Source organism: Actinokineospora pegani, from assembly GCF_009745975.1.
GTDB lineage: Bacteria > Actinomycetota > Actinomycetes > Mycobacteriales > Pseudonocardiaceae > Actinokineospora > Actinokineospora pegani.
Genome location: NZ_WHOL01000056.1, coordinates 1 through 20,767 on the forward strand (window position 1 = coordinate 1; position 20,767 = coordinate 20,767).

Annotated in this window: 18 protein-coding genes; 8 read left to right on the forward strand and 10 right to left on the reverse strand. The window is 73.2% G+C overall.

Annotated elements, in window-relative coordinates:
• Window positions 1–405: 405 nt before the first annotated feature.
• The 7 genes from GCL84_RS05810 to GCL84_RS05840 all read right to left on the reverse strand — a co-directional run bounded on the left by GCL84_RS05810 (window position 406) and on the right by GCL84_RS05840 (window position 7,435).
• A complete protein-coding gene (locus tag GCL84_RS05810) occupies window positions 406–1,110 on the reverse strand; it encodes an alpha/beta fold hydrolase (protein WP_156754318.1) in 705 nt (234 codons plus the stop codon).
• Window positions 1,111–1,218: 108 nt separating this feature from the next.
• The gene (locus tag GCL84_RS05815; RefSeq protein ID WP_235926020.1) at window positions 1,219–1,590 is read right to left on the reverse strand and encodes an HNH endonuclease; all 372 of its coding nucleotides are present in this window, start codon (window positions 1,588–1,590) and stop codon (window positions 1,219–1,221) included.
• On the reverse strand, window positions 1,587–2,453 hold the full coding sequence (locus GCL84_RS05820; protein WP_156754319.1) for a DUF72 domain-containing protein: 867 nt from the start codon (window positions 2,451–2,453) through the stop codon (window positions 1,587–1,589). The genes GCL84_RS05815 and GCL84_RS05820 overlap by 4 nt, the downstream gene beginning before the upstream one ends.
• Before the next feature lie 24 nt (window positions 2,454–2,477).
• Entirely contained in the window at window positions 2,478–3,215 is a 738-nt protein-coding gene (locus GCL84_RS05825) for a DUF72 domain-containing protein (protein WP_156754320.1), read from the reverse strand.
• Window positions 3,216–3,317: 102 nt separating this feature from the next.
• The gene (locus GCL84_RS05830) at window positions 3,318–5,426 is read right to left on the reverse strand and encodes a 3-hydroxyacyl-CoA dehydrogenase NAD-binding domain-containing protein (RefSeq protein ID WP_156754321.1); all 2,109 of its coding nucleotides are present in this window, start codon (window positions 5,424–5,426) and stop codon (window positions 3,318–3,320) included.
• Entirely contained in the window at window positions 5,426–6,655 is a 1,230-nt protein-coding gene (locus tag GCL84_RS05835; RefSeq protein WP_156754322.1) for a thiolase family protein, read from the reverse strand. The genes GCL84_RS05830 and GCL84_RS05835 overlap by 1 nt, the downstream gene beginning before the upstream one ends.
• 75 nt (window positions 6,656–6,730) lie before the next feature.
• The gene (locus tag GCL84_RS05840; protein ID WP_156754323.1) at window positions 6,731–7,435 is read right to left on the reverse strand and encodes a TetR/AcrR family transcriptional regulator; all 705 of its coding nucleotides are present in this window, start codon (window positions 7,433–7,435) and stop codon (window positions 6,731–6,733) included.
• 135 nt (window positions 7,436–7,570) lie between these two features.
• Between GCL84_RS05840 and GCL84_RS05845 the strand changes: the two genes are divergently transcribed.
• A complete protein-coding gene (locus tag GCL84_RS05845) occupies window positions 7,571–8,047 on the forward strand; it encodes a nitroreductase family deazaflavin-dependent oxidoreductase (RefSeq protein WP_156754324.1) in 477 nt (158 codons plus the stop codon).
• Between the two features lie 157 nt (window positions 8,048–8,204).
• Here GCL84_RS05845 and GCL84_RS05850 read toward each other — a convergent pair whose 3' ends face one another.
• Window positions 8,205–9,401 carry a ribonuclease D gene (locus GCL84_RS05850; RefSeq protein WP_235926021.1) on the reverse strand — a complete coding sequence of 399 codons (1,197 nt, stop codon included), beginning with the start codon at window positions 9,399–9,401 and terminating at the stop codon, window positions 8,205–8,207.
• Window positions 9,402–9,568: 167 nt separating this feature from the next.
• A complete protein-coding gene (locus tag GCL84_RS05855) occupies window positions 9,569–10,285 on the reverse strand; it encodes a response regulator (protein ID WP_035282988.1) in 717 nt (238 codons plus the stop codon).
• A gap of 257 nt (window positions 10,286–10,542) precedes the next feature.
• Between GCL84_RS05855 and GCL84_RS05860 the strand changes: the two genes are divergently transcribed.
• From GCL84_RS05860 to GCL84_RS05870, 3 genes are all read left to right on the forward strand, one after another.
• On the forward strand, window positions 10,543–11,697 hold the full coding sequence (locus GCL84_RS05860) for a dipeptidase (RefSeq protein ID WP_235926022.1): 1,155 nt from the start codon (window positions 10,543–10,545) through the stop codon (window positions 11,695–11,697).
• 190 nt (window positions 11,698–11,887) lie between these two features.
• Complete coding sequence (locus tag GCL84_RS05865) at window positions 11,888–14,341, forward strand: M14 family zinc carboxypeptidase (RefSeq protein WP_156754327.1); 2,454 nt, start codon at window positions 11,888–11,890, stop codon at window positions 14,339–14,341.
• Between the two features lie 74 nt (window positions 14,342–14,415).
• Window positions 14,416–15,405 (forward strand): asparaginase, encoded by a 990-nt coding sequence (locus GCL84_RS05870; RefSeq protein ID WP_156754328.1) that lies wholly within the window; start codon window positions 14,416–14,418, stop codon window positions 15,403–15,405.
• On the opposite strand, the gene GCL84_RS05875 is transcribed toward GCL84_RS05870, so the two are convergent.
• Window positions 15,381–15,959: a DUF3000 domain-containing protein gene (locus GCL84_RS05875; protein WP_156754329.1), complete on the reverse strand. Its 579-nt coding sequence runs from the start codon at window positions 15,957–15,959 to the stop codon at window positions 15,381–15,383. The genes GCL84_RS05870 and GCL84_RS05875 overlap by 25 nt on opposite strands.
• 154 nt (window positions 15,960–16,113) lie before the next feature.
• Between GCL84_RS05875 and hemE the strand changes: the two genes are divergently transcribed.
• From hemE to GCL84_RS05895, 4 genes are read left to right on the forward strand one after another with little or no spacing between them, the layout of a single operon-like run.
• Complete coding sequence (gene hemE, locus GCL84_RS05880; RefSeq protein ID WP_407924372.1) at window positions 16,114–17,208, forward strand: uroporphyrinogen decarboxylase; 1,095 nt, start codon at window positions 16,114–16,116, stop codon at window positions 17,206–17,208.
• Window positions 17,205–18,632 (forward strand): protoporphyrinogen oxidase, encoded by a 1,428-nt coding sequence (hemG, locus tag GCL84_RS05885; protein ID WP_156754331.1) that lies wholly within the window; start codon window positions 17,205–17,207, stop codon window positions 18,630–18,632. The genes hemE and hemG overlap by 4 nt, the downstream gene beginning before the upstream one ends.
• A 44-nt stretch (window positions 18,633–18,676) precedes the next feature.
• Window positions 18,677–19,369 carry a hydrogen peroxide-dependent heme synthase gene (hemQ, locus tag GCL84_RS05890; RefSeq protein ID WP_156754332.1) on the forward strand — a complete coding sequence of 231 codons (693 nt, stop codon included), beginning with the start codon at window positions 18,677–18,679 and terminating at the stop codon, window positions 19,367–19,369.
• Window positions 19,370–19,413: 44 nt separating this feature from the next.
• The gene (locus tag GCL84_RS05895; RefSeq protein ID WP_235926023.1) at window positions 19,414–20,748 is read left to right on the forward strand and encodes a CoA transferase; all 1,335 of its coding nucleotides are present in this window, start codon (window positions 19,414–19,416) and stop codon (window positions 20,746–20,748) included.
• The last annotated feature ends 19 nt before the right edge of the window (window positions 20,749–20,767 follow it).

The following is a 20,767-nucleotide window of genomic DNA, read 5'->3' on the forward strand; positions in this document are numbered from 1 at the left end:
CTCACCCGAACCCTCCACCACACCCGCCCAACCAGGAAAAACACTAAGTAAGTGGCATTGACCAGTGGTGTGGCGGGGTTTGGTGTCGCGCGGGGTGGTGGTGAGGGTGCGCGGGTCACGGCCAGTGGTGGTGTGCGGTGACGGGTGCTGACGCGTCGTCAACCGTTGAGATGGCCGAGGGTTTCCTTGATCTTCTCGGGTGTCGACGTCGGCTGCCTCCGGCATGAGGTGGCAGATCGCGTAGTGGGCTGACAGCAGCGCTCGGATCTTCTGTCGCACTGTCTCAGGGCTGGGTTGTGGGGCCGCCGCGGTGGGGGAGGGCCGAGAGAGGGCGGCTTGGGTGATCCCAGCGTTGTGGGCATTCGACTACGCCGCGCGAGTCGCGGGCGCCCTTCGCGAGGTGGGTCAGCGGAGGAAGGCGAGGAGGGCCTGGGTGAACTCCTCCGGGGCCTCGCGGTGCACGTGGTGGCCGACGTTGATCTCCACGACGCGGGCGTCCGGGATGGCGTTCGCCGACTCGTGGAGGCGGTCTTGGGGGACGTGGCTGGCTGGGCCGCCCGCGATCACGAGGGTGGGGGCGGTGATGGCGGGCAGCAGGTCCCACCACCCGGGGGTGGGGGTGCCGACCTGGCGCAGGATGGGGGCCACCAGGCGCCAGTCGAAGTCGACGGGTTGTGACGGGGTGGCCGGGGGGGCGCCGTGGGGTGGGTCTGGTGGGGTGTGCGGGGGTGGGGCCATGTCCTCGATGACCAGCCTGCGGACTCGGGTGGGGTGCCTGGCCGCGAGCAGGTGGGCGACGGCTCCGCCCATGGAGTGGCCGACGAGGTCGACCTGGGGCAGCCCGCGGCGGTCGAGGAAGGCGAGGACGTCGGCGACCATCAGGTCGAGCGTGTAGGCCGTCGCGGGGAGGCTGTCGCCGTGGCCGCGGGCGTCGAGGGCGATCGCCGCGTGGCCCGCGTCGGCCAGGGCGTCGGCGACCTTGTCCCACGTCGCGGCATTGCTGCCGAGGCCGTGCAGCAGCACCACGGGGTTCGCGGTGGGGTCGCCGGTCTCGCGGTGGCCGAGGACCACGGTGCCGACGGCGGTCGCCCCCGTGCGGAACTGCGCCATGAGGGGGCCTTTCTCCAACTCAACGCCAGAGGAGGCGGTGAAAGGGTAACGTAGCCAAGTTTCGCTCAGCGTGTCGAGAATGTCGGCAGGATCATCCCCCCGACCCGCCTAGCGCTTGGCCAGGCGGCGGCGCTGGGCGTCGAGATAGGCGCGGGCGCGGCGGGCGCCGCCGCGGCGGGTGATGGCGGCGTCGAGGGAGTCCAGGACGCGCACGACGCGGGCGGTGTCGGGGGTCCAGCCGAGCCGCGCGCACTCGGCCAGCCAGTCCGACGGGCTGGTGTGGCCCCTGAGCCGGTTGCAGCGGCGGCAGGCGGCCACCTCGTTCTCCAGCCACGACGGGCCGCCCTTGACGCGGGGGACCAGGTGGTCGGTGGTCGCCGGGACGCGCCCGGAGACGTCCAGGCCGCACCAGGCGCAGGTGGGGCCGTCGCGGGCCAGGATGAGGTCCATGCGGGCGCGGCGGTCCGGCTGGGCGGTCACAGGCGGGCGGCGAGGGACTGGGCGTCGCGGGGCGCTTTGACCTTCATGTCGTTGTCGAAGTACACGTAGACGTCGCGGCCCGAGGTGGCGACGGGGGCGCGGGCGGCCACGGCGAACTCGGAGCGGACGTCGCGCCCGTCGCGCCAGGTGCGGATCTTGCCCGCCCAGGCGTCCAGCGCCGAGTCGGTGTAGCCGCTGGCGTAGAGCTCCACGTCGCCGTGCAGGCGGACGTAGGCGAAATCGGCGGTGATGTCCTCGAACCGCGGCCAGGTGCCCGCCGTGTCCGCGGTGACGCACGCGACCCCGTGCGCGCGCAGCACCTCGGCGAACCCCGGCACGGCGAACCCGGGGTGGCGCACCTCGATGGCGTGCCGCAGCGGCCGGTCCTCGTCCGCCCGCGGCCACGAGCGCCCGTCGAGCCGGTGGTCGTGCTCCTCGGCCAGCCGGGCGGCCTCCCCGGTCGAGCGGGGTAGCTGCCCCAGGAACCCGTGCAGCACGTCGGCGTCGAAGGGCAGCGTCGCGGGCGTCTGCCACAGCACCGGGCCCAGCTTGCGACCCAGCGCCAGCACCCCGGAGGCGAAGAAGTTGGCCAGCGGCGTCCGCGCGTCCTTGAGGCGCTTCATGTGGGTGATGAACCGCGGCCCCTTCACCGCGAACACGAAGTCCTCCGGCGTGCTGTCGCGCCAGCGTTGGAAGCTCTCCGGGCGTTGCAGCGAGTAGAACGAGCCGTTGACCTCGACCGTGTTCACCTTGCGCGACAGGTACGCGAGCTCTTCCCGCTGCACCAGGCCCTTCGGGTAGAACTCACCGCGCCAGGGCGGGTAGACCCACCCGGACGTCCCCACGCGGACCGTTCCCGGCATGGCTCCATGGTGCGCCATGGCTGCTCACAGCCGCTCGACGAGCCGCCGGGCGTCGGTGGGCGCGTGCCCGTCCATCGTGTTGTCGAAGTAGACGAACACCGGTCCGGACGCCGCCCACGCGCGAACCCGCTCGCCCCACTCGTCCAGCGCGGCGTCGGAGTAGGCGCCCCGGTACAGCTCGCTCTCACCGTGCAGGCGCAGGTAGCGGAAGGCGGCGGTGTCGGAGTCCAGGCACGGCCACGGCCCCGCGCTGTCGGCCAGCACCAGCGCGACCCCGTGCGCGGTGAGCTGCTCGCCGAACCGGTCGTCGTGGAAACCGCGGTGGCGGACCTCCAGGGCGTGGCTGAACCCGTCGCCGCCCAGCTCGTCGAGCAGCCCCAGGAACCCCTCCACCCGGTCGGCGTCGTAGGGCAGCGACGCGGGGGTCTGCCACAGCACGGGCCCCAGCTTCGCGCCCAGCTCGGCGACCCCGGAGTCGAAGAACCGGGCGAGGGGGTCGCGCACGTCGCGCAGCCTGCGCTCGTGGGTGACCTCGCGCGGCCCCTTCACCGCGAACACGAACCCCTCCGGCGCCGCGTCGCGCCACCGCGCGTAGTCGGCGGGCTTGCGCGGCCCGTAGAACGTGCCGTTGACCTCGATCGTCCCGACGCGCTGGGCCAGGTAGGCCAGTTCCGCCCGCTGCGGCAGCCGGGGCGGGTAGAACTGGCCCCGCCAGTTCGGGTACACCCACCCCGACGTTCCCACCCGGACGTTGTCGACCACCACCCCATGGTGGCAAAAACGATCACGCACCGCAGGGCGAGACACCCGCGCAAAGCGCTGTGCCCCCGGCCGGGGCCGGGGGCACAGCGCTTTCGAGCGGACTTACGCGACCGGGACGGAGGCGACGCCCGGGGCCAGGAACGGCTTGCCGTTGACCTTCTCCGAGATGCCCTCGCGGTCCAGGAACGGGGTGATGCCGCCCAGCCAGAACGGCCAGCCGCCACCGAGGATCATGCACAGGTCGATGTCCTGCGCCTCGGCGACCACGCCCTCGTCGAGCATGATCCGGATTTCCTCGGCCACGCCCTCCAGCACGCGCTGCAGCACCTGCTCGCCGGTCAGCTCGACCGAGCCGAACTCCCAGAGCGCCTGCACCTCCGGGTCGACGGACTGGTTGCCCTTGTCGTCCCAGACGTAGACCGACGACTTGCCCGCGTCGACGAACTTCTTCATGTTCGGGCTGGCGCCGAAGCGGTCCGGGAACGCGCCGTGCATGGTCTCCGCGACGTGCAGCGCGACCGGCGCGCCGACGAGCTGCAGCAGCACCAGCGGGCTCATCGGCAGGCCCAGGCCCTCGGTGGCCTTGTCGGCCACCTCGAACGGGGTGCCCTCGTCGATCGCCTTGACGACCTCGCCCATGAAGCGGGTGAGCAGCCGGTTGACCACGAACGCCGGGGCGTCCTTGACCAGCACCGAGGACTTCTTCAGCGACTTGCCCACGGAGAACGCCGTCGCCAGGGTGGCGTCGTCGGTCTTCTCCGCGCGCACGATCTCCAGCAGCGGCATGACCGCGACCGGGTTGAAGAAGTGGAAGCCCACGACGCGCTCGGGGTGCTTGAGGCCCGCGGCCATGTCGGTGATCGACAGCGACGAGGTGTTGGTGGCCAGCACGCACTCCGGGCCGACGTGCTCCTCGACCTCGGCGAACACCTTCTGCTTGACGCCCAGCTCCTCGAACACGGCCTCGATCACGAAGTCCGCGTCGGCGAACGCCGCCTTGTCCAGCGAGCCGGAGACCAGCGCCTTGAGCCGGTTCGCGCCGTCGGCGGACAGGCGGCCCTTGGCCTGCAGCTTGTCGATCTCGGTGTGCACGTAGGACACACCCTTGTCGACCCGCGCCTGGTCGATGTCGGTCAGCACGACCGGCACCTTGAGCTGGCGGGCGAACAGCAGCGCCATCTGCGAGGCCATCAGACCGGCGCCGACGATGCCGACCTTGCCCACCTTGCGCGCCAGCGACTTGTCCGGGGCGCCCGCGGGCTTCTTGGCGCGCTTCTGCACCAGGTTGAACGAGTACAGCCCGGCCCGCAGCGGGTCGGTCATGAGCACGTCGGCCAGCGCCTTGGTCTCGGCCGCGTACCCCTTGTCGAGGTCGTTGTCGCGGGCCAGCTCCAGCAGCTCCAGGGCCTTCTCCGCGCCCGGGGACGCGCCCTTGGTCTTGCCGTGCACGATCGCCTTGGCGCGCGCGACCGCGGCGTCCCAGCCCGCGCCGCGGTCGATCTCCCGGCGCGGGACGGTCACCGTGCCGTTGACGACCTCGGCGGCCCAGAGCAGCGACTGCTCCAGGTAGTCCGCCGAGCCCAGCAGCACGTCGGTGATGCCCAGCTCGAGGGCCTGCTTCGGCTTGAGCATGCGGTTCTGCGCGAGCGCGTTCTCGAAGATCACCGTCACGGCCGCGTCCGGGCCGATCAGGTTCGGCAGCAGCTGCGTGCCGCCCCAGCCCGGGAACAGGCCGAGGAAGACCTCGGGCAGCGCGATGGCCGCGGTGTTGTCCGACAGGGTGCGGTAGTGGCAGGACAGCGCCAGCTCGAGGCCGCCGCCCATGACCGCGCCGTTGATGAACCCGAACGTCGGGATCTTCGACTCGGTGAACCGGCGGAACACGTCGTGGCCGGTCTGGGCGATGTCGAGCGCCAGCGAGCGGTCGCTGATCTGCTCCACACCGGACAGGTCCGCGCCGACGGCGAAGATGAACGGCTTGCCGGTGACGGCGATGGCGGCCGGGTCCAGCTCCAGCGCGGCGTCGAACGCGGCGTTGAGGCTGACCAGCGACTGCGGCCCGAAGGTCGACGGGCGGGTGTGGTCGAAGCCGTTGTCGATCGTGATGAGCGCGACCGGCTTGTCCAGGCCGGGGACCTTCACCGCACGGGTGACGGCCTTGGTCACGACCTCGTCCGGGAAGGCCTTCTCGGCCTGCTCCTGGGTCAGCATCAGTTGTCGCCCCCGTTCCAGTTCGGGTTCTCCCAGATCACGGTGCCGCCCATGCCGATGCCGATGCACATCGAGGTCAGGCCGTAGCGGACCTCGGGGTGCTCGGCGAACTGGCGGGAGAGCTGGGTCATCAGCCGCACGCCCGAGGAGGCCAGCGGGTGCCCGCAGGCGATGGCGCCGCCCCACATGTTGACGCGCGGGTCGTCGTCGTCGATGCCGAAGTGGTCGAGGAACGCCAGCACCTGCACGGCGAACGCCTCGTTCAGCTCGAACAGGCCGATGTCTGAGATGGACAGACCGGCGCGCTTGAGGGCCTTCTCCGTGGCCGGGACCGGGCCGATGCCCATGACCTCGGGCTCGACGCCGACGAAGGAGTAGCCGACCAGGCGCATGCCGACGGGCAGGCCCAGCTCCTTGGCGGTCTCCTCCTCGGCCAGGATGCAGCCGGTCGCGCCGTCGTTGAGGCCGGCGGCGTTGCCCGCGGTCACCCGGCCGTGCGGGCGGAACGGGGTCTTGAGCGCGCCGAGCTGCTCGACGGTGGTGCCGGGGCGGGGCGGCTCGTCCTCGGTGGCCAGGCCCCAGCCCAGCTCCGCGGAGCGGGTGGAGACGGGGACCAGCTCGGGGCCGATCTTGCCCGCCTTGACCGCGTCGGCGTACTTCTCCTGCGAGCGCGCGGCGTAGGCGTCGCAGCGCGCCTTGGTGAGCTGCGGGAACCGGTCGTGCACGTTCTCCGCGGTCTGGCCCATGACCAGCGCGGTCGGGTCGACGAGCTTGTCGGCCACGATCCGCGGGTTGGGGTCGACGCCCTCGCCCATCGGGTGGCGGCCCATGTGCTCGACGCCGCCCGCGATGGCGATGTCGTACGCGCCGAAGGCGATGCCGCCGGCGAGCGTGGTCACCGAGGTCATCGCGCCCGCGCACATGCGGTCGATGGAGTAGCCCGGGACGGTCTTGGGCAGGCCCGAGAGCAGCGCGGCGGTGCGCCCGATCGTCAGGCCCTGGTCGCCGATCTGGGTCGTGGCCGCGACGGCGACCTCGTCCACCCGCTCCGGGGGCAGCTCGGGGTGGCGGCGCAGGAGTTCGCGGATGACCTTCACGACCAGGTCGTCGGCGCGGGTCTCCGCGTAGATGCCCTTCGGGCCAGCCTTCCCGAACGGCGTGCGCACACCGTCGACGAAGACCACGTTCCGAACGGCGCGCGCGGCTGCGTCTGCAGCGGGTGCGGCCACGAGGGTGCTCCTTTGTGGGGTTGGCTACCAGTTGGTAACCCCACTCTAGCGCTTGTTACCCGACGGTAACTACGGCTACGACCCTATGGCGTGAGACACATTCGGGCGATTCGCGGCCGGGTGCAGCCCGAGGAAGCGGGCCATGTCGTCGACGGCGTGGGCGAAGAAGTGGTCGGCCGGGTCCGCGCTGCCCACGAGCTGGCCGAACAGCTCGAAGCTGAGCATCCCGAACAACTGCGTCCACGCGGTCATCAGCCGCGCCATCGCCCCCGGCGGCAGCGTCGAGCCGATGCCCGCCAGCACCTGGGTGAGCTGGGCGCGCAGCGCCTCGGGCAGGTCCTCGTCGGCGAGGTCGGCGGCCTCGGCCACGCGCACCAGGGTCAGCGGGACCCGGGCGGCGGGGGCGACGGTGTCGACGGGGGCGCGGTAGCCGGGGATGGGCGAGCCGAAGATCAGCTCGTACTCGTGCCGGTTGGCCAGCGCCCAGGCCCGCGCCGCCGCGCAGACCGCGTGCCACCACGCGGCGGGCTCGTCCGGCTCGACCGCCTCCACGGCCGCGCCCAGCGCGTCGTAGGCGTCGATGATCAGCGCGGTCAGCAGGTCGTCGCGGCTGGGGAAGTAGCGGTAGATCGCCGACGAGGCCATGCCCAGCGCCCTGGCCACGGCCCGCAGCGATAGCTGCGAGGGTCCGTCGGTGGCGAGCTGGCGGCGGGCCTCGTCCTTGATCGCCGACGTCAGCTCTGCCCTGGCGCGCTCGCGCGCGGTCTGCCCGGCTCCCATGGGGCGAGTGTGACACAACGAGAGCGGTGATCTCAAATGAGAGCAGTGCTCTTGACAGCGCCCGCCCGGCCCCGCTTCACTGGTCCAGCACACCGAGAGCACCGCTCTCGCTGATCCCGGGAGACGATGATGACCATGGCCGAGCAGACCCCCCAGCAGGACCACTCCAAGCGCTACCTCAAGCCCGGCGCGTTCACCCGCCACGGGTTCAACGGGCTCGTCGGCTTCCTGGTCAAGCGCGGGGTCAACGTCTGGGGCTCGCGCATCCTGTCCGTGCGCGGCCGCAAGTCCGGCGAGATGCGCTCGACCCCGGTCAACCTGCTCGTCTTCGAGGGCGAGAGCTACCTGCTCTCCCCGCGCGGCCACAGCCAGTGGGTCCGCAACCTGCGCGTGGTGGGCGAGGGCGAACTCCGCGTCGGCAAGCGCGTCCAGCGCTTCACCGCCGTCGAGCTCGACGACGCCGTCAAGCCCCCGCTCCTGCGCGCCTACCTCAAGCGCTGGGCCTTCGAGGTCGGCGCGTTCTTCGACGGCGTCAGCCACAAGTCCTCGGCAGACGAGCTGCTCGCCGTCGCGCCCAAGCACCCGGCCTTCAAGATCACCTTCGTGGAATAGCCAACAGGCCGTGCTTTGGAAGTCCATGTCCGCGATAGCCGCGCCGGATGTGGCCCCTGACGGCACGGGGCGAAGGCATCAGCACAACACCTCCGCCCCGCACCGCCAGGAACCACCCCGATCACGACTCTCATCGAACGAGACTCCCAAACACGGCCTAGCCCGCTGACGCGCGCAGGGCGGTGGACAGGGCCTCGGCGACCAGGGCCGTCTGCCAGGTCCGGGCCCCGCCCGCGCGCAGGGTCGCGGTGACGGTGTCGACGTCGGTGTCGGCGGGCGGGGTCCAGCAGGTCCGGCGGAGCAGGTCCGGCTGCAGGAGGTTCTCCATCGGCAGCCGGTGCTCCTCGGCGATCTTGCCCAGCGCGGCGCGCGCCGCGGCCAGGCGGGCCGCCGCCTCGGGGTCCTTGTCCGCCCAGCGGTTGGGGGGCGGGGGGCCGTCGGTGGGCGGTGAGGGGTCGGGCAGGTCGCTCTTGGGGAGCTGGGCGGCGGTGCGCAGCGCGCGCATCCACAGGGCGACCTGGCGGCGCTGGGCGCGGCCCTTGAAGACCGGCAGTTGCAGCAGCGAGCCCTCGTCCGGCGGGTTGGCCGACGCCGCCTGGATGATGGCGCTGTCGGGCAGGACCCGGCCGGGGGCGATGTCGCGGTCGCGGGCCAGGCCGTCGCGGGCCTCCCAGAGGGCGCGGATGGCGGCGAGGCCGCGCGGGGTGCGCACGCTGTGGATGCCCGAGGTGCGCCGCCACGGCTCCTTGCGCGGGGCGGCGGGCGGGGCGGTCCGCAGGGCCTCGAACTCCTCCAGCGCCCACTCCAGCTTGCCCTGGGCGCGCAGCTCGGCCTCGAGCGCGTCGCGCAGCGGCACCAGCAGCTCCACGTCCAGCGCGGCGTAGTTCAGCCAGTCCACCGGCAGCGGGCGGCGCGACCAGTCCGCGGCGCCGTGGCCCTTCTCCAGGTGGTAGCCCAGCAGCAGCTCGACCAGGGTGCCCAGGGCGACCCGCTCGAAGCCCGCGAGCCTGCCCGCGAGCTCGGTGTCGAACAGCTTGGCCGGGCGCAGGTCCAGCTCCGACAGGCACGGCAGGTCCTGCGACGCGGCGTGCAGCACCCACTCGTCGCTGCCCAGGGCCTCGACGAGGGGGTCGACGCGGTTGTCCACGGCGATGGGGTCGATCAGGAAGGTGCCCGCCCCCTCGCGCTTGACCTGCACCAGGTAGGCGCGTTGGGAGTAGCGGTAGCCGGAGGCGCGCTCGGTGTCCACGGCGATCGGGCCACTGCCCGCGCTGATGCGCCGGGACGCGCGCTCGAGGGTCTCGAGGTCGGCCACGACGTCCGGGGTGCCTGCCACGGGCTCGGTGAGCGGCACCGGGGCGGTTGGGTCAATCCCGGTTGGTTCCGAGGCGGGGGTTGTCACGGCCGATCACCCTACGGCACGGCACGTGTTCTTCGCGTGCAGATCAACGGCGGCGCGCTGAGATCAGCAGCGGTTGTGTGGCGGGGCCATGCCCAGCCCCGCCACACAACCGCTGTTGTCTAGCGGATGACGCCCGCCCGCATGGCGAGTGCCACCATCTGCGCCCGGTCGCCGGTGCCCAACTTGCGGCCTATCCGCGACAGGTGCGACTTCACCGTCAGAGCCGAGAGGTTGAGCGCCTCACCGATCTCCTTGTTCGACTGCCCGTCTGCGACGAGCTGCAGCACCTCGACCTCGCGCGCCGAGAGCTCGCGCGGGGTGTTGTCGGTGCCGGGGACCCGGGTTCCCGTGGCGAGGACCGGCGCGACGCTCGGGTCGGCGTAGACGCCACCCTCGAGCACCCGGCGGACCCCGTCGGTCACCACCACGGGTGAGGCGGACTTCAGCAGGTAGGCCTGAGCGCCTGCCTGGAAGGCCGACCGCACCGCGTACGGGTCGTCGGACGAGGCGAGCACGACGATGCGCGGCCAACCATGGCTGCGCAGCTCCGTGACCAGCTCGATCCCGCTGCCGTCCGGCAACCCGAGGTCCAGGATCGCGAGATCGCACGGCCCGGTGGCCTGCGCTCGCGCCCTCGCCTCGGCCACCGTGGCGGCCTCGTGCACTGTGCCCGCACCCATCTGGGTCAAGCGGGCTGCTATCGCCTCCCTCAACAGTGGGTGGTCATCGACCACCAGCACTGAGAACAGCTCCTCCCGCGGGTGCGGGACCATGTTCGCTGGCAAAGAGCCAGCTGGCGTGGTTCGGACGGCCTGACCTAAGCCGACGGCAGCCACGTCACTACCTCCCTCGAGTCGGTCGTTGCCCCCCGACCGGCACTGGGACTTTCGACCAAACAGCCGCGCCGCCGTTGGACCGAAAGTGGTGTCGACGAAGGCAGCCTAGCCGCCCAAGCGGGTTAGCGGGACGATCAATCGGGTAAGTATCCGAAAGGGTCGTGACTGAGGGCCGTTCTTGTAACACGATCGGGTGAGCACCTGACTGGTGACGTAACGGATCGGACTCGGCACTCGATGAAATGGGGTCACCGGTAGTGCACACCTCCGAGGGTGACTCGGCCGCCCGCGCGCTGCTGGCCGCCACACCGCTGATCGACGGTCACAACGACTTGCCCTGGGCCCTGCGCGAGCTGTTCGGCGCGGACCCCACCGCCGCCGCCACCGGCCGCGACCTCACCCTCGACCAACCCGACCTGCACACCGACCTGGCCAAACTCGCCAGGGGACAGGTCGGCGGCCAGTTCTGGTCGGTCTACGTGCCCTGCTCCCTGACCGGCCACTCAGCGGTGACCGCCGTGCTCGAGCAGATCGAGCTGGTGCACGAGCTGATCGCCCGCCACCCCGACCGGCTCGCCCTGGCCACCACCGCTGACCAGGTCGAACAGGTCTTCGCCTCGGGCCGGACCGCCTCGCTGCTCGGAGCCGAGGGCGGGCACTGCATCGCGGAGTCCCTCGGGGCCCTGCGCGCACTGCACCGGCTGGGTGTGCGATATCTGACCTTGACACACAACGACAGCCTCTCCTGGGCCGACTCGGCCACCGACGAACCGCGGGCGGGCGGGCTCTCGGAGTTCGGCGAGCGGGTGGTCGCCGAGATGAACCGGCTCGGCATGCTCGTCGACCTCTCCCACGTCGCCGACACGACCATGCGCGCCGCCCTCGAGGTCACCACGGCCCCCGTGGTGTTCAGCCACTCGTCCTGCCGGGCGGTGACCGACCACCCCCGCAACGTCCCCGATGACGTGCTCGAACTGATCCCGGGCAACGGTGGCGTCCTCATGGTGACCTTCGTGCCCCGGTTCGTCAGCGGCGCGATAGCCGAGTGGGACGCCGAACTCGCCGCCGCCATGGCCGCCGCGGGCGCCAAGCACGCCGACCTCGCCGACCGACGGCGGTTCCTGGCCTCGTGGAGCGGTCGGCACAGGCAGCCCAGAGCCACGATCGAGGACGTGCTCGCCCACCTCGACCACGCCCGCGAGGTCGTCGGCGTCGACCACCTCGGCATCGGCGGCGACTACGACGGCTGCGCCGAACTCCCCGTCGGGCTCCGCGACGTCGGCTCCTACCCCGCCCTGTTCGACGGGCTGCTGGCTCGCGGGTGGAGCGCGGAGGACTGCGCGAAGGTTGCGGGGCGTAACGTCCTACGTGTGCTCCGCTCGGCCGAAGCGGTGGCGGACCCCCGCTGTTAACTGGCAAAAGTTAACGCGCCAGATCATCACGATCGCACAGGCGGACCGGGCGGCCGACCTGGGCCGAACGGCGCAACACCACCACCTACCGGTGAACTGGCAACGGGGAAGGACCCGAGGCCGCCTCGGACGTGGCAGCGTGCCCTCGGAGCCGGCGTGGGACCGGGCTCCGGAAGGAGTCCCGCCAGTGATGCCAAGACGCGCGCTCGCCGCAGGCCTCGGCGCGGTCGTCGTCGCCGGGCTCGGCGCCGCCACCGCCCCGACCGCCTCGGCCCAGGACGCCACCCTGCGCGCGAACCAGGCGGTCGCCCGCCAGTGCTTCGCCGAACCGCTGCCCCGGGGCGCGGCCGGGGTCGACCGCCGCGAGGTGACCTCCTCGGTCGACGGGCTGCTGCAGGCCAGGCTCACCCCGCGCGGCGCGCACCAGGGCGACTGGGACCTCTCGGTGTTCGACGCCGCCAGCGGCGCCGTCGTCGCCGCCTCAGCCGGGCTGCGCGAGGTGGAGCTGGCCGAGGGGTTCGTCGCCAAGGGCCAGGAGCTCGTCGTCCAGGGCTGCCGCCACGCGGGCGGCTCGAAGGCGGTGACCCTCAGCGTGGACTTCCTCGCGCTGACCCCCCAAGGCGCGCCGACCACCCCGGCCCAGGTCGTACGGGTGCGGACCCCGACCAAGGCCGACAAGGACAAGCTGCTCGCCCTCGACCTGGACCTGACCGAGAAGGCCGACGCCACCGGCGTCGAGGTCGTCCTCGCCGACGACACCGACCGCGAGACCCTCGCGGGCAGCGGCCTGCGCAGCACCGTCGTCCAGACGGACCTGTCCGCCCGCTCGGTGGCCAACGCCAAGCAGGACCGCGCCTACAGGGACAACACGCCCAGGTCCGCCCTGCCCTCGGGCCGCACCGCCTACCGGCACCTCTACGACTACGAGTACGAGGCCAAGGAGCTGGCCCGCGCCAACCCCGGCCTGGTGCGCGCCTTCACCCTGCCCGAGCCCAGTTGGGAGGGCCGCGACATCGTCGCCCTCGAGATCGCCGCAGCACCGGCCACCCCCAACGACGGCAAGGCGACCAACGTCGTCATGGGCGTGCACCACGCCCGCGAGTGGCCCGCGGGCGAGCACGCCATGGAGTGGGCCCACGAGCTGGTCAACGGCCACAAGGCGGGCGGCGCCACCAAGGCCCTGGTCGGCAGGACGCGCAACGTCGTGGTCCCGGTGGTCAACGTGGACGGCTTCGCCACCTCCCGCGAGGCCGAGCCCCAGGGCGACTACAGCCGCTTCGACTACGAGATGAAGCGCAAGAACTGCAACGTCAACGACTCCCCGCCGCAGCTGCGCACCGGCACGTGCGCGGCCAACCCGGCGGGCCGCGAGCGCGGCACCGACCCCAACCGCAACTACGCGGGCTTCTGGGGCGGCGCGGGCGCGTCGACGACCTGGAGCAACGACACCTACCGCGGCTCCGAGCCGTTCTCCGAGCCCGAGACCCGCAACGTGCGCTGGCTGGTCTCCAACCGCCAGGTCACCAACCTGCTCACCCTGCACACCTACTCGAACCTGGTGCTGCGCGTGCCCGGCGTCGCCGACGTGCGCCCGCCGCTCGACGAACCCGCCTACAAGGCCCTCGGCGACAAGATGGCCTCCCGCAACGGCTACACCAGCCAGCCGTCCTGGGCGCTCTACGACACCACCGGCTCCACCGAGGACTGGTCGTACTTCGCCACCGGCGGCTGGGGCTTCACCTTCGAGATCGGCGCCACCGAGTTCCACCCGCCGTTCGAGACCGGCGTCGTCGCCGAGTACGCGGGCCTGGCCCCGGCGGCGGGCGCGGGCAAGGGCGGCAACCGGCAGGCGTTCCTGGACATGCTGGCCAACGCCGCCGACCCGGCCGCGCACTCCACCCTCGTCGGCTCGGCCCCCAAGGGCCACCAGCTGACCCTGCGCAAGGCCTTCCAGACCCCGACCTCACCGGTGGTCAACCCCGACGGCACGGTCAGCCCGCCCCACTACGTCGCCGACACGCTCACCTCGAAGCTGGACTCGACCGGCGGCCGGTTCTCCTGGGCGGTCAACCCCTCCACCCGGCCCTACGTCGCGGGCCGCTACGGCCGCGACCCGCAGGGCCCGCCGCAGGCCGCCACCACCCTGGCCAACCCGCCCGGCGTGCCCGCGGAGAACACCGACTTCCCCAACGACGCCACCGCCGAGCGCATCCCGTTCCGGGTCGAGGGCCTGCCCCAGGTCGACAACGGCCGCTTCGCCGTCACCATCGACTGGGCCACCCCCGACACCGACTGGGACCTCTACGTCCTCGACGCCGCGGGCAACGTGGTCGCCACCTCGCTCAGCGGCGGCACGACCACCGAGCGCGCGGTGCTCCACGACCCGCCCGCCGGGGAGTACGTCGCCGTGGTGGTCAACTACGCCCAGGCCGACCCCGCCGCGCCAGACGACTACACCAACCCGCGCGTCGAGTTCGCCTCGCCGGTCCCGCCCACCTACGGGCCCAAGGAGCCCTACCAGCTCTCCTGCGCCGACAAGCGCGGCCGCGTGGTGGGCCTGGCCGACGTCTACGTCGACCGCGGGCAGACCGTGGACGTCGGCCAGGTGTGCTCGGGCACCGCCCGCGCGGCCAAACGGCGCTGACACCCGGGTGATGGCGGCGGGCTCCCCCCTTGCGGTAAACCGGGGGAGCCCGCCGCTGCCACCCGAGGACCCCCGTGCCCAAGCTCCTCCTGATCGCCACCGGCGACAGCCTGGCCCAAGTCCGCCACAGCACCCCGCCACGCGTGGCCGACGCCGCCGAACTGCTCGCCCTCGCACCCGCCGACACCGACGCCCGCGGCCTCGACCTCACCGTCGAGCCGTCCTGGGACACCACCCCGGGCAGCCAGCTCGCCATCGCCCGCCACGTCCGCTCCGCCCTGCTCGACGACGCCCACGACGCCGTGGTCGTCTCCCACGGCCTCGACACCGTCGAGGAGACCGCGTTCCTCACCGACCTGGTCCTCGCCGAGGCCGCCGACCTCGGCTCCGTCGTGTTCACCGGCGCCCTGCGCGCCCTCGACGACCCCGCCACCGACGGCCCGCCCAACCTGCGCGCCGCCTTCACCGCCGCCCTCGACCCGGTGACCGCCGGCCTCGGCGCACTGCTCTGCGCCGACGGCGAGCTGCACGCCGCCCGCTGGGCCACCCTCGCCGACACGACCAGACCGCCCGCCCTGTCCTCGGCCCCGCACGACCGCCTCGGCCGGGTCGAGGGCGGCGGCGCGGTCCTCGAACGCCGGGCCCCACCCCGGCCCCCGGTCGCGCGAGACCTGCCGGAGACCGACGTCGCGCTGGTCAAGACCTACCCGGGGATGCCCGTCTCGGTGCTCACCGCCGTGGTCGACGCCGGGGCGCGCGGACTGGTCGTCGAGGGCACCGGGGCGGGCAACCTGCCCGTCGAGCTGCTCCTGCCGCTGCGCGAGATCATCTCCTGGGACATCCCGGTCGTGCTGGCCTCGCGGGCCGCCACCACCGGCCCGCCCGCCGTCCCACCCGCAGGCGGCGCACTGCCGGTGGCGGCGCTCGGCCTGGCCGCGCGGGTCGGGGTGCTCAGCGCGGGCGGGCTGCGACCCGGCCACGCGCGGATGGCCCTGATGGCCGCCCTGGGCTCCGGCGGCGGGGTGAAGGCCGCGCGGGACTACTTCGCCGCGCTCTGCCCCTGACCACCGCGCTGGGTGAACAGCGCCACCCCCTCCGGGGGCAGGCCCACGACACTGGCCATCAGGTCGCAGAACGCCTCGCCGTGCGGGCCGAGGCCGCCGGTCGGGGTCCACGACGCGCGCAGCTCGAGGTCGTCGGTGCGGGCCGGGCCCGCGATGTCGCCGAACCGGGCCGAGGACGTGTCGGTGACCGTGCCGCCCAGCGCGCTGAACTCCGCCTCGGCCGCGGCGAGCGCGTCGGTCAGCCACGACCAGCCCACGTTGGGCAGCAGCGGGTCGTCGGCCAGCTCCACGTCCAGCTCGGCCCGCACGTACGCCACCACCCGCAGCACCCCGTTCCAGGCCTCCTGGCCCTCCGGGTCGTGCAGCAGGATCAACCTCCCGGTGGCGTGGACGTCGGCCGGGCCGGTCGCCTCGGCGGTCAGCGCGTACGCGAACGGGGCCAGCCGCTGCGGCGGGCGGACCTCCGCGAGCGCCAGCTCCGAACGGGGCCGGAGCGACTTCAGCGCCGCGACGGCCTGGACGAACAGTTCAGGCGCGGTCGACGTACCAGTCACGACTGGTGACTGTAGGACCACCCGAGTCAGTGAGTGGGAGGGCGCGCCGAGGGCGAGCGACCCGATTGCGCCACCGACCGTGGAGCGACTGGCCGGTAACCCGGCGCGGCGGGCGGCCCCGGGGCCGTGGGACCATGGCGGGGCCATGACTGATCTGACGCACCCGGCCCCGGCCAGCTCCATCGAGCCCGCCGCCCGCCGGGACCTCGCGGACGCGCCCTTCCTCGTCGCCGCGCGCGGTGGCGTGCCCAGCCGGGTCCCGGTCTGGTTCATGCGCCAAGCGGGCCGCTCACTGCCGGAGTACCGGGAACTGCGCGCGGGCACCCGCATGCTGCAAGCCTGCTTCGAGCCGGAACTGGTCCGCGAGATCACCCTGCAACCCATCCGCAGGCACGACGTCGACGCCGCCATCCTGTTCAGCGACATCGTCGTGCCGCTGCGCGCCGCGGGCATCGAGCTCGACATCGTCCCCGGCACCGGCCCCGTCGTCGACCACCCCGTGCGCACCCTCGCCGACGTCCAGGCCCTGCCGGTCCTGCACCCCGAGCAGGTCGACCCGGTCGCCGACGCGGTGCGCCTGCTCGTCGCCGACCTCGGCGACACCCCGCTCATCGGGTTCACCGGAGCCCCGTTCACCCTCGCCTCCTACCTGGTCGAGGGCGGGCCCAGCCGCAACCACGAGCGCACCAAGGCGCTCATGTACGCCGACCCCGACACCTGGCACACCCTGCTCGACCGGCTCGCCGACACCGCCCTGACCTTCCTGCGCGCCCAGATCGCCGCGGGCGTCGACGCCGTGCAGGTCTTCGACTCCTGGGCCGGGGCGCTGTCGACCCGCGACTACCGCGAGTACGTCCTCCCGCACTCGGCCAAGGTCCTCGGCGGCCTCGCCGACGCGGGCGTGCCGCGCGTCCACTTCGGCGTGGGCACCGGCGCGCTGCTCGGCTCGATGCGCGAGGCGGGCGCCGACGTCGTCGGCGTCGACTGGCGCACCCCCCTCGACGAGGCCGTGCGCCGCGTCGAGCACGAGACCGACCGCGGCGGCGTCGTCGTGCAGGGCAACCTCGACCCGGCGACGCTGTTCGCGGGCGACGACGTGGTGCGCCGCGAGGCCACCCGCATCGTCGACGAGGGCCGCGCCGCCGCCGGGCACATCTTCAACCTCGGCCACGGCGTGCTCCCCGACACCGACCCGGACGCGCTGACCCGCCTGGTCGCCCACCTGCACACCCTCACACCAGGCCGATGACCCCGCCGGTGCGCCCGCCGCGGGTCGCCGTCGTCGGCGCCGGGATCTCCGGCCTGACCGCCGCGCACCGGCTGCGCGACCTGCTCGGGCCCACCGCCGCGATCACCGTCGTGGAGCAGACCGACCGCCCCGGCGGCAAGCTGCACACCACCGAGGTGGGCGGCCTGCGCGTCGACGTCGGCGCCGAGGCCTACCTGCACCGCCGCCCCGAGGTCACCGACCTGCTGGCCGAGCTGGGCCTGGCCGCCCGGGCCACGCACCCGGCCAAGGCCCGCTCCACCGTCCGCGCGGGCGGCGTCACCCGGCTCATCCCCGGCGGCACCGTCATGGGCGTGCCCACCACCGCCGGCGCCGTGGCCGACCTGCTCACCGACGACGCCCGCGCGCGGGTCGCCGCCGAACCCGACCTGCCCGGCCTGGACTGGACCGGCGACGCCGCCCTCGGCCCGCTGCTGCGCGCCCGCTTCGGCGACGAACTCACCGACCGCCTCGTCGACCCCCTGCTCGGCGGCGTCTACGCGGGCGCGGTCGACGGCCTCGGCCTGCGCGCCACCATGCCCGGCCTGGCCACCGCCCTCGACGACGGCGCCACCTCGCTCACCGCGGCCGCCGCCGCGAGCGCCCCCACCCCCTCCGGCGGCCCCGTCTTCGGCACCGTCGACACCGGCCTGGGCACCCTCGTCGACGCCCTCGTCGCCACCGCCGCGGCCGACCTGCGCCTGGGCACGACGGTCCGGCGACTGGAGCGCACCGCCGCGGGCTGGCGGCTGCACCTGGGCGCCAACACCCCCGCCCACGCCCCGGACCACCCCGCCCTCGACGCCGACGCGGTCATCCTCGCCGTGCCCGCCCCCGCCGCCCGCAAACTCCTCGACGGCGTGGTCCCCGCGGCCTCGGCCGCCTACGGCCAGGTCGAGGTCGCCTCCATGGCCGTCGTCGCCCTCGTGCTGCCCCCCGGGACCGAGCTGCCCGGCACCAACGGCGTGCTCCTCTCGGCGGGGGAGCGCAAGCTCGACGGCACCCCCTTCGCCGCCAAGGCGTTCACCTTCTCCCACACCAAGTGGCCGCACCTGCGCGCCGCCGGACCGGTCCTGGTCCGCGGCTCGGTCGGCCGCCACCACGACCCCGGCGCCCTGCGCGCCGACGACGACGAACTGGTCCGCCTCGTCCGCGCCGACTTCACCGAGCTGACCGGCGTCGGCGCCCCGCCCATCGACACCGCCGTCCGCCGCTGGGGCGGCGGCCTGCCCCAGTACGGGGTCGGGCACACCGCGCTCGTCGAGCGCGTCGAACGCGCCGTCGCCGCCGAACCGGGCCTGGCCGTGGCCGGGGCGACCCTGCACGGCGTCGGCCTCCCCGCCTGCGTGGCCACCGGGGACGCCGCCGCGCGCCGCGTCGCCGAGCACGTGACCGGGAACGCCTGACTCCTGCTGGAACCGCTCCCGACCGGGGTGCGACTATTGAGGGCATGGCGCGCCTGAACTATGCCGAGTTGAACGACACCATCCGCTACACCATGTGGTCGGTCTTCCGCGTCGAGGCGGGGAAGCTCCCGGAGGACCGGGGCGACGCCGCCGCCGCGACGACCGAGTACCTGGACGCCCTCGAGGGGAAGGGGGTGGTGGTGCGCGGGGTCTACGACGTGGCCGGGCTGCGCGCGGACGCGGACTACATGATCTGGTGGCACGCGGAGTCGATCGAGGAGCTGCAAGCCGCCTACACCGGCTTCCGCCGCACCCCGCTGGGCCGGGTCTCCGACCCGGTCTGGTCGCAGGTCGCGCTGCACCGCCCCGCGGAGTTCAACCGCAGCCACATCCCCGCCTTCCTCGCGGGCGAGGAGGCGCGCAAGTACATCTGCGTCTACCCCTTCGTCCGCTCCTACGAGTGGTACCTCCTGCCCGACGACGAGCGCCGCAAGCTCCTCGCCGACCACGGCAAGGAGGCCCGCGACTACCCGGACGTGCGCGCCAACACCGTCGCCTCCTTCGCCCTGGGCGACTACGAGTGGATGCTCGCCTTCGAGGCCGACGAGCTGCACCGCATCGTCGACCTGATGCGCCACCTGCGCGGCACCGAGGCCCGCCTGCACGTGCGCGAGGAGACCCCCTTCTACACCGGCACCCGCGTGCCCCCGGCCGAACTGGTCGCCAACCTGCCGTGACCCCCCACCGCGTCGCCGAACTCGCCGAACGGTGCGTTCGCGGCGTGACCGAGGCGGCGGCCGCGGTGCTGGCCGAGCGCGGGACCACCCCCGGCCCCGTCTCCGTCGACCCGCTGCACGCCCTCGAGTCCTTCCGCAGCGAACGCCACCTGCTCGCCGACGGGGCCCCCGTCGGCGAGCTGTGGGCCCCGCTGTCGGGCAACTACCGCACCGCCGACGGCTGGGTCCGCCTGCACTGCAACTACCCGCACCACGAGGCGGCCGCCCGCGGGCTGTACGGAGACGATCTCGCCCCGGTGCTGGCCACCCTGCCCGCCGAACAGGTCGAGTGGGACGTCCTGGCCGCCGGGGGAGCCGCCGCCGCCCTGCGCACCCCCCAACGCTGGCAGGCCACCCGCCAGGCCACCGCCCTCACCACCGAGCCCCTGGTGGACCTCCGCCGAGTCGGCGGCGGCCCACCCCGCCCCTGGCCCCCCGCCGACCGCCCCCTGACCGGCATCCGCGTCCTGGACCTCACCCACGTCATCGCAGGCCCAGTGGCCTCCCGCGTCCTAGCCGCCCACGGCGCCCACGTCCTCCACGTCGGCGCGGCCCACCTCCCGACGATCACCCCCTTGGTCATCGACACCGGCTTCGGCAAGCGCTCAACCCACATGGACCTCCGAGACCGGGCCTGGCGCCTGGCCCTGCGCTCCCTCCTGGCCGACGCGGACGTCCTGGTCCAGTCCTACCGCCCAGGCTCACTGGCAGCCAAGGGCTTCGGCGAGGCAGACCTCCCCGACAACAAAGTCCTCGTCAGCCTCTCCGCCTACGGCCACACCGGCCCCTGGCAAACCAGAAGAGGCTTCGACAGCCTCATCCAACTGGCCACCGGCCTCGCCTGGCGCCCCGACGGACCCCCTGCCGCCCTCCCCGCCCAGGCCCTCGACCACGCCACCGGCTGGCTGGCCGCCCAGGGCGTGTTGACGGCGTTGCGGCGGCGGGCGGTGGAAGGTGGTTCTTGGCACGTGCGGGTGTCGCTGGCCCGCACCGCGCAATGGCTGGATTCGTTGGGTAGCAATGTTTCGACGACGCCAACCCCTGCCGAAGGGTTTGTCGAATCGTTGGGGTGCAACACTTCTGCGAATCACGCCGAACTCGACGCCCATGTCAAGTCCTTGTCGCACAACGATTCCGTGCATCGGGTTGATCCTTCGACACAAAACGGCCCCGGGGGCGTCGGCGGACGCGAGGAGTCGCTGGCCCACCTCATGGCGGAGACCCCCAGCGACTTCGGCCTGATCCGCCACGTGCGCATGCCCGGCGAGCTGCCCGGCTCGCCCCCGCACTGGGACCACGGGCCACGCAAGCCGGGAGCTGATCCCGCGCAGTGGTGGTGACCCAGGCCGCTCACCCGTT